At 32.1% G+C, this 9,617-nt stretch carries 8 protein-coding genes; all 8 read right to left on the bottom strand.

From position 1 onward, the window contains the following. Positions 1-1,501 (bottom strand): L-aspartate oxidase (locus ACT8VG_RS03790; RefSeq protein WP_444195239.1); only part of this gene is annotated, 1,501 nt, incomplete at its 3' end. A gap of 13 nt (positions 1,502-1,514) precedes the next feature. Continuing rightward, entirely contained in the window at positions 1,515-2,420 is a 906-nt protein-coding gene (gene nadA, locus ACT8VG_RS03785; RefSeq protein ID WP_444195238.1) for a quinolinate synthase NadA, read from the bottom strand. Between the two features lie 247 nt (positions 2,421-2,667). Beyond that, positions 2,668-3,939, bottom strand: coding sequence for an ADP-ribosylglycohydrolase family protein (locus ACT8VG_RS03780; protein ID WP_217106059.1), 1,272 nt, complete (start codon positions 3,937-3,939; stop codon positions 2,668-2,670). Positions 3,940-4,055: 116 nt separating this feature from the next. Beyond that, complete coding sequence (locus ACT8VG_RS03775) at positions 4,056-5,060, bottom strand: macro domain-containing protein (protein WP_217106058.1); 1,005 nt, start codon at positions 5,058-5,060, stop codon at positions 4,056-4,058. After that, positions 5,050-5,760, bottom strand: coding sequence for a transglutaminase-like domain-containing protein (locus ACT8VG_RS03770; protein ID WP_444195237.1), 711 nt, complete (start codon positions 5,758-5,760; stop codon positions 5,050-5,052). Before ACT8VG_RS03770 ends, ACT8VG_RS03775 begins: the two co-directional genes overlap by 11 nt. A 64-nt stretch (positions 5,761-5,824) precedes the next feature. Further along, complete coding sequence (locus tag ACT8VG_RS03765) at positions 5,825-8,728, bottom strand: TOTE conflict system archaeo-eukaryotic primase domain-containing protein (RefSeq protein ID WP_444195236.1); 2,904 nt, start codon at positions 8,726-8,728, stop codon at positions 5,825-5,827. Between the two features lie 57 nt (positions 8,729-8,785). Continuing rightward, positions 8,786-9,322 (bottom strand): LOG family protein, encoded by a 537-nt coding sequence (locus ACT8VG_RS03760; protein ID WP_187012749.1) that lies wholly within the window; start codon positions 9,320-9,322, stop codon positions 8,786-8,788. Positions 9,323-9,409: 87 nt separating this feature from the next. Further along, a partial coding sequence (locus ACT8VG_RS03755) for a putative sulfate exporter family transporter (protein ID WP_444195235.1) occupies positions 9,410-9,617 on the bottom strand: 208 nt, incomplete at its 5' end.

Genomic DNA, 9,617 nt, shown 5'->3' with positions numbered 1-9,617 from the left:
TCTGTAAGTAATTAAGAGCAGTTCTTTCACCTTCAAGAAGAGTTCTCATATCACCAGTGACTTTAGCCAATAATTCACCTTTATGTACTTCATCACCATCATGAGCAAAGAAATGTACATCTACATCTTCATCTAATAATTTGAATGTTCTTTCAAAAATCTGAAGACCAGCAATAATACCATTTTCTTTACAAATTAATTCTACTTCACCTAACTGGGCAGTTCTCATAACACTGCATGTAGATACATCTTCACTTGTAATATCTTCACGAAGAGCTGAAAGGATTAGTGGGTCTACATTTAATTTTAAAGTAGTCTTATCAAACATACTTGGGGCCTCATACTTTCTTGTCATATCTTTTGCGGCTCTTTTAGCAAATACTAAACTTTCTAATAATGAGTTACTAGCAAGTCTATTCTTTCCATGAACACCATTACATGCTGTTTCTCCTACAGCATATAGATTTTCCATAGATGTTTTACTGTTTTCATTTACTTTTACACCACCCATGAAATAGTGCTGGGCTGGTACAACAGGAATACATTCTTTAGTTACATCATAGCCTTTATCTAAGCAGTACTGAACAATATTAGGGAAATGTTCCTTTAGTTCCTTTTCACCAATAGGTCTTAAATCTTCTAAGACATAATCAGTACCATCTTTTTCCATCTGTTTCTTAATTGCATCAGAAACGACATCTCTAGGTAATAATTCATTTACGAAACGATTACCATTTTTATCATATAATAGTGCACCTTCACCTCTGACACTTTCGGAAATAAGGAAACGTCTTTCATTATCTTCACTATAGAAAGTTGTTGGATGAATCTGTACATAATCCAAATGTTCTGTTTCAATATTATATTTCTTAGCAAGGTCAATGGCATCACCTGTTAAATGACGGTAGTTAGTAGAATTCTTATATTTACCACCAATACCACCAGTTGCAAGTACAACAAAGTATGCATAGATATCATATTCTTCATCGCCTTTGCGTACTCTACCACCAACGCATTTACCATTCTTTACAAGAAGGTCTGTTAAAGTCACATATTCTTCAATAGTGATATTCTTTCTTGTTTTTACTTCTGCATAAAGCTTACTAGTGATTTCTTTACCAGTAATATCTTCATGATAAAGGATTCTGTTAGTAGAATGAGCACCTTCTCTTGTATATTTAAGGTTTCCTTCTTCATCTCTAGCGAAATCAGTACCATATGATAATAAATCATCAAGTACAGCACGAGAACTTCTGATCATTAATTCTACAGAAAGAGGATTATTTTCATAATGTCCAGCTCTTAGTGTATCTTTAAAGAAAGCATGATAATCACTTTCATCTTTAAACATACAAATACCACCCTGTGCAAGAAAGCTATCACTTTCTTCTACACATGACTTAGTAATCATATGAATATTAAGGTTTCCAGGTAATTTAAGGGCACAATATAATCCTGAACATCCAGTACCTACAATAAGAACATCTGTTTTTTTACTCATTTTTAGTCATCTCCTATTTAGCAAGTTCAAGCATTCTTTCTAATGGTGCTTTTGCTTTATTCATAAATTCTTCATCTAAGAATACTTCATTTTCTCCAGTTTCTAATACATGTACAATCTTTTCTAGTGAATTGAGTTTCATATTAGGACATACCTGAGTTCTTACTACATTATAAAGCTTCTTATCTGGTGCCTGATTTAAGATAGTGGCATAAACACCATCTACAGTACCAACGATGAATTCCTTTGAATCATTACCTACAATATAATCAATAATACCTGATGTACTACCAATATAATCAGCTTCTTCTAATACTTCAGGTTTACATTCTGGGTGAACAGCTACTAAAGCGTTAGGATGTTCTTTCTTGGCATTTAATACATCTTCTTTAGTCATAATATGGTGTCTTGGACAGAAACCACTATTTAAGATAATATTTTTATCTTTAACCTGAGTAGCCACATAGCTTCCTAAGTTCTGATCAGGTATAAAGAAAATATTCTTGTTAGGTAACTTATTAACAATTTTTACTGCATTTGAACTAGTAACACATACATCGCTATAAGTCTTTATTTCTGCAGTAGAGTTGATATAGCAAACAACAGCTAAATCATCATACTTTTCTCTCATTTTTTTAATATTTTCTATAGTCACCATATGAGCCATAGGACAATCAGCATGTGCATCTGGCATATATACATGCTTGTTAGGGTTAAGTATCTTCGCACTTTCTCCCATGAATTCTACACCTGCAAATACAATCTTATCAGCATCTGTTTCAGCTGCTTTTTTTGCAAGATAGAATGAATCCCCAATGAAATCAGCAGCTGCCTGTACATCTGCATCCACATAATAGTGAGCCAATATAACAGCATTCTTCTCTTCTTTAAGCTGCTTGATTCTATTCATCATATCCATAAATTTATCCTCTTTTTCCAACTTTTCCTAAATTAAGCGCCTCTCTCGCTACGCTGATGCATATGCTATCATTGTTGTTGACAGATGTCAAGACACATATGTTGACATTGTAAAAGAAATATGTTCAATCAATATTACAGTAAATTTGAATGTAATAGATTACATAGTTTTTTTCAGCACAGAAATATACACTTAATGTAAAAAAGAGATTATAACAAGTCAGTTACAATCTCTTGAGGATTTTTAATTATTTTTCATGTTCTTCATATATGCTAATCAACAGAAGTATCATAGCTTTACTTACTTGCATATATTTTCCAAATGGATTGATGACAATTCCATTTATCTCTTCTAAGTCAAGTGCTAATCTCAGAATTGATAGGATGGATTGATTGATCTGGACATTACCACTTGATCCTTTATGCATTTCATTGCTGGAAGTAAATACACCAAGCCACTCTTTACCGCTGGCATCTTTGACTGTTTCCATTTTAAGTTTGACATCATGATCAAGAGTAAATGTGTCATCAATGTTTATACTATTGATTTGTTCTTTTGATAAAAATGAATTCTTAGTGATATAAGGAACTATAAATTCCCCACCCTGTTTCATTGCATTCAACAGCGTATTCATAAATAATATCATTCCCTCTTTATCGTTATGAACATAATATTGTTTTATTGCTTTCTCAATCATCTGATTTGTATTAGGTGAATCATCTTTTCTAACAAGACTATAAAATGCATCAACAACATCTCTCATATCTTTATTGATGCGATTTCTACATTCAGATATTAATGTTTCAGATATTCCAAAATAAGCTTCTGCAATACTTCCTGTAATAGCACCAAGTGTATCTGTATCTCCACCTAGAGATACAGCATTTCTTATTGCATCTTCAAAGTCTCTTGCTTCAAGAAAAGCAATGATTGCTTCAGGGACAGTTTTTTGACAAGTTTCATCCATATGAAAGCTAGGACGGATTTCATCAAGTGTTCTATTTAAATCATAATGAAATTCATTCTCAATATACTTTTTGATTTCTTCTTTTGATGAACCATTTCTTGCCATAAATATAGCACTCGCAGTCGCCTCTGCACCCTTAATACCTTCTAGATGATTATGAGTTACATTGGCAGTTGCTTTTGCGACTACTCTTGTTTTTTCAAGAGAATCATAAAGCCATCCTGCTGCTGATACTCTCATTGCAGAACCATTTCCAAAACTATTATAAGGCTCAGGATGACGTGCTGTTAACCAGCATCTAAAATATCCCCCATATCCTTCATGAGGATATTTTCTTCCCCATGATTGCATACTTGATATAACAGCGTCTTCGATTTCTTTGACTGTTGCATCCTGCCCTACTTTCAGTAATGCCTCACATACAGCAAGAGTCATGACTGAATCATCTGTAAAATGAGATCTTCTACTAAATAATTTGAAATCCTTTGTTTTATCTCCTCTATCAAATTCAAATGGACTACCAATAATATCTCCTAAAATTGCACCATACATAATATATTCCTCCAATCTTTTCTTATTACAATATCAGTATAAATGAGGAGGAAAGATATATGGTCGCTTTGAAAGCGACATTTAAAAAACGTTGATACATGAAGTACCGACGTCAGTTATGCACCAAGAGTTTCATTGGTATATTTGAACAATGTGATGTTGAGTTCCATAATATCATAGTGTTTGTCTATGATTGCTTTTTGTACAATTAAATCTACTTTACTACTTGGACTAAATGCCCAATCTGCTCTTGCAAGTAGATCTTTTGATTCCTCTAGATTAAGATGTAATGCGATACATAATGCAAATACGGTTTTCTTTTTAGGATGATAATTCTTATTGCATTGAATTTTAGAAAAAAGTTTTCTATCTAGATTGGCTCGTTTCCATACGTCTTTATTATCCAAATGCGCTTTGTCTATTAATTCAAATAATCTATCATGAAATGAAGGACCAATATTTGCGAGCTGATCTTCTAAAGAAGTATCCGATAAATGTAGAGATGGTTCTTCATGAAAAGCAGAGTTAAATAAAGAACGAAGACGAGCACTTCGTCTGTAGCTTAAAGGATACTCATTAATATGACTTTCTTTGACATAGTTTGCATCAATATAAGAATCAATCTCTCCGACAATTTGGCTGGATAATTGAAAAGAGGCTTTATCAAATACAACTAAAATGATTTCTATTTCATGTTCTGTCAAAAACTGACTGAATACAGATACTGCAATGTGCAAAGCCTTATCTTTTGGAAATTCATATACACCTGTTGAAATAAGAGGAAATGCGATACTTTGACATCCTAGTTCTATTGCTTTTTGTAGAGGTAGACGATAACATCTTTCTAGTATTTCAAGTTCATGATGATTTCCATCAATCCATATAGGTCCTACTGTATGAATAACATATTTTGCGTTGAGATGATAAGCTCCAGTGACTGCAATATCTCCTCTTTCAATAGGACCAATAGTCTTTCTTTCTGCAAGAAGTGCCTCTTTTCCTGCTGCTTCATATATCGCCAGATCTGTGCCACTTACACATTTTGGTTGTGGATTGGCTGTATTAACTATGATATCAGCTTCTACTTTTGTGATATCGTTTCTTACTATCTTAAATGCCATAAAAGTATCTCCTTATTTTCTTTACATTATAATTCATAAGATGTCTACCAATATACTTATAAGCGAATGTTTTAATGGTTGACATCTCTTGATGATGTTCTTTTAGTAACGTATCTGGACAATCATAGATACCAAAGTCATGAGTAATTCCTTCACTTTGAATATAGGTATTATTTCTATTGAAGTCAATTATAGGGTGTTTGAAGTTTTTCACTGCAATACCATAACCACAAAATGGACCAGTACATTTAGTAAATCTATTCTGAAGTTGTTTGATATATGCTTTGTCTAAAATAAATCCTTCTAGTTCATACCATCGATTTTCAAGGTAAACTTCCACCCAGCTGTGTAATATATTCTTAGGTGCACTATGATATACAATACCTGTCATAGCTCCTCTTTGTAGTTTCTTATCAATAGTAAAGCCATGTATTCTACATGGAATATCACAGGCACGTAGCAATGCCATAAATAGAGTTCCTTTAGTATTACATTGACCATAGCCATCGGATAGTACTTTTGAAGCAGATATATAATCATCACTATTATAGCCAAATAAGATCTCATCTCTTACATAATTATAGATTGATTGTATTGTGTTAAATTCATTCATTTCTTTCCAGTGTTTATCATGAATAAGTTTTTGAATAGTAGGATGAGAATAATTTAGCATGTGTGTTTCTTTGAGATATTCCATCATTATAACGCACCTCCATTATTATAGATTATATCATTTTACTATGAGATTTAAAAAAGATTGTAACCTAGGAGTCACAATCTTTAGTTTCTGTAGGACTTAATATAAGTTCTTCCGCAATCGTAGTTGATTTCACTCTCATTAAGCTATCATAGACATTTGATTTACCAAGCAAGTTTAATCCACCGTGCCATACGATTTCTTGATCAATGACTGCAAAATAAGAATCTAAATCAGGATACACTTCTACAAATACACCATTACCATATAATAAATCTATGAGATTATTTGTATAAGGTTCATCTGTCTGTTTGGTGAATACATTGACTGAAACACCCTTTTCTTGTCTATCTTTAATTAAATCAATAAAAGATAATACTTTCTTTTCATTTAATTGAGGACTAGAGATAATGATGCTTTTATTTGTTTCATGGATATCTTGTCTAAATACTTCTAAATAATCATTATAATTGTAAATGTGATTCACATTTTGTTTATTGTCTACGATATCAGTAATCACATCAAAACCAATCTTTCTATAAGCAGATAAGCGTTTCTTATACATATTATTAAAATAATGAATATGAGAATCTACATAATCATAGACAATAGCACTTTTTTTATACTTGTAATCTCTATTGATTCTTCCTAAGAACTGATCAACTAAAGGTTCACCAGATACAGGAGAAGTTAAAAATAGTGTATCGAGTCTAGGTACATTAAATCCTTCACCAACTGATTGAGATGTCGCAACAAGTATAAAAGGTTCATCATGAGGAAGTGATAATATTGCTTTTCGTGTTTTTTCATTTTCCTTTAATGAATAATCACCATAAATAAGATACGTATGAGCTAAGACATCTTTTTTTAGTGATTCATACAATGATTTTGCATGTTCCTTATAGCGTGTCAATACAATCGGTGTTCTATTTTCTTCAATACACTTCTTGATATCAGAAATAATCATATTATTTCTATTTTCATTTTTAGAGATAAACGCATACGCCCTATTAAGATCATTTTTACTATCACCTAACGCCATTATTCTTGTGAATCGTGGATAGACATAATGATCAATAGTTTGTTTTTTTATTCTCTCTCGACTTGTATATTGATGTCTAATTGGACCTAACTGCATATAGACTTTCTTTTCCAGTCTGTCTATTCTCTTATCATTTGCGGAAACACCATAGACATATTTAGAATTAATTTGACGTAATACATTTTCAAATATATGGGAAGCCCCATGATGACATTCATCTACTATTACCATGCCATACGGTTGACTTAAACGGCTATTGCCTTCTTTATCATAAATAGAATTGACAGATACAACATCAATGATCCCTGTTAAGGTGTTCTTACTACCATGTAAAACCCCTATGAGATCTTTTCTTTGTTTCTCTTTACCTGTTTTTGTTTTATACACAGGTAGATCTTCGTTTATTTCTAAAAAGCGATGTAATTCATCTACCCATTGGTCTATTAGTGAAACACTTTGCATAATAATGAGTGTATTGACTTTTCTTTGAGATATTAAATAACTAGATACAACAGTCTTACCAAATGCAGTCGCTGCATTAAGAACACCATTATCATAGCTTAATAAATCAGATGCAGCAGTCAGCTGTTCATCTCTTAATTTTCCAGTAAATGATACATTAATAGGTTTTCCCTTTTCTCTCTTATCAACAATTTCATACTCAATATTTGATGAATGACACTTATTAAGTAGAGTTTCTAATAACCCTCTAGGGATTTTTATATAATCATCTACATCTTCGCCTAAATAGATAACTCTTGGATGATTCCAATTAGAAAATCCTAAGTTATGATTCTTATAGAATATAGGATTATCAAATGCAGATAAGCGTCTGATCTGGTTTTGGATTCGTGGCTGAAGATTAAGTGTATCCACGTAGATACCATCTGCAAGGACAATAGAGAGTTTATCTATCACATCTTCACTATGGAAGTTTTCATCCTTTTTCCATGGCTTAATTCTTTTTCGTAGATCCATTGTAAGAAGAGTTTGAGGGATTGAAAGTTCTTCTTTCCATTTATAGATATGTTCTTCTATCTCATTTTTAGATAATTGATGAACTGTTGTTAGTAATTTCCATTGATCATAGTAAGGATTCCAGTTTTCATCTACAAAAGCACTATTACCTTGTCTTAATGCCTTACCTTGAAGTGGTAATGCGACTAAATTACCTAAGCCATCGCTATGGTCCTGAGTTGGAAACATACGATCATAATATCTAAATGATTTGAGATTAATAGATTGAGCCCCCTTCTCAATTAATAGTAATCCAAATTCTCTAGCAAGAGAGGCAGGTACAAATTCCTTAAAGAGAATCCATGCATGTGCCCCATTTCCTGAACGTGAGCGTTCTATTAATACATCAATACCATTTTTATGACATATTTTTCTTATTGCATCAATTTCATCTTTCCAATCATTATTTTCACTATTATCTTCATCATGATTATCAAAATCAAATACAAGTAGTTTACATGTATCATCTTCTAGTAAAGGATATAATCCAATGACATCTGTACAATTGTCTTTATACCCTAATAAATGATCCTTGCCTACTTCTCTATCTAATGCTTTCCACTCTTTATAAGGACACTTTTGACAGGACACACCTTTTTGACTATTTTGTTTAGGACAATATTCCTTCCATCTATTAAAACACTGTGGAAAATATCCTCCCTTAGAACCTCTTAATGCATATACATCTCTTCTTCCTTGAAATAAAGTAAGAAAGTAAGCTACAAGTTTATCATAAATATAAGTATCCTTGATACATACACCCTCATTTATAGATTGGGTTGTCATATCTTCTTTTGATTCATTAAATGTAATATGAGATTTTTTTAGAAGTTCTTTTAATTCTTGATTTTCTTCTTGGAGATGTCTAACCATCCTTCTTAACGATTCTAAGTTTTGTCCTTCTAGATTCATTGTATGTCTCCTTAACTGTTATTTATTCCATTATAAAAGGAATAATGATAAAAATCACTATTCCTTCTCAATAATATTTCTTATATCGTCTAGATGATCCGCAAAATAGATACCCTTCTGTTTCTCATGCGTAGATAATCCCATTTCTATCATATGTGACATAAGTTCTTTCATACCCTTATAATAATCATTCAAATTATAGAATATGCAAGCTGCATTAAGTTGTTTCAATGAAATCTTAGACATCACTTCTGATATTTCTTCTAATGTTCCTGTACCACCTGGAAATGCAATAAAGGCATCTCCTAATTCTATCATTTTCGTTTTTCTTTCTGTCATATCTTTAGTAATGATTAACTCTGTTAAGCCATCATATTGTAGTTCTTCATCAATGAAGAACTGCGGTTCTATTCCAATAACGTTTCCACCTGCATCTAATACACTTTCCGCAATGTATCCCATTAATCCTGATTTTGATCCACCATAGATGAGTGTATGATTGTTTTCTCCAATCCATGTACCAAGTTCTTTGACTGCATCCTTTAATACTGGATCATTGCCTCTCAAGGCACCTAAATATACTGTAATATTCATATGATTCTCCTATTAAAAAACAGTGAAAATTAAGTTTCACTGTAAGTCTATTTCTATCTTAAGAAATATAGTATGTAAAGTCAATGCTTACCAGATGCCCATAACATGCTGCATGAGTAATGAAACAATAGTAATACCACACCAGCATGATGCACCTACTAATAATGGTTTACCACCTGTTTTAATTAAGTGAATGACATTACTATTTAAACCAATTGCAGCCATAGCCATAATAATAAGGAATTTAGATAATTCTTTAATAGGTAAGAAAACATTGCTGTTAACTCCCATATGA

The sequence above is a fragment of the Catenibacterium sp. genome (genome assembly GCF_052354645.1).
GTDB lineage: Bacteria > Bacillota_I > Bacilli_A > Erysipelotrichales > Coprobacillaceae > Catenibacterium > Catenibacterium mitsuoka_A.
The sequence above is the reverse complement of the archived record's forward strand: the minus strand, read 5'-3'. Positions and strand labels throughout refer to the sequence as shown.

What these genes read in the sequence shown, in the direction of transcription:
- ACT8VG_RS03780 (WP_217106059.1), bottom strand. Translation starts at nt 3,939, where the DNA reads ATGTATGGTGCAATTTTAGGAGATATTATTGGTAGTCCATTTGAATTT.
- ACT8VG_RS03775 (WP_217106058.1), bottom strand. Translation starts at nt 5,060, where the DNA reads ATGGCATTTAAGATAGTAAGAAACGATATCACAAAAGTAGAAGCTGAT.
- ACT8VG_RS03765 (WP_444195236.1), bottom strand. Translation starts at nt 8,728, where the DNA reads ATGAATCTAGAAGGACAAAACTTAGAATCGTTAAGAAGGATGGTTAGA.
- ACT8VG_RS03760 (WP_187012749.1), bottom strand. Translation starts at nt 9,322, where the DNA reads ATGAATATTACAGTATATTTAGGTGCCTTGAGAGGCAATGATCCAGTA.
- nadA (WP_444195238.1), bottom strand. Translation starts at nt 2,420, where the DNA reads ATGGATATGATGAATAGAATCAAGCAGCTTAAAGAAGAGAAGAATGCT.
- ACT8VG_RS03770 (WP_444195237.1), bottom strand. Translation starts at nt 5,760, where the DNA reads ATGATGGAATATCTCAAAGAAACACACATGCTAAATTATTCTCATCCT.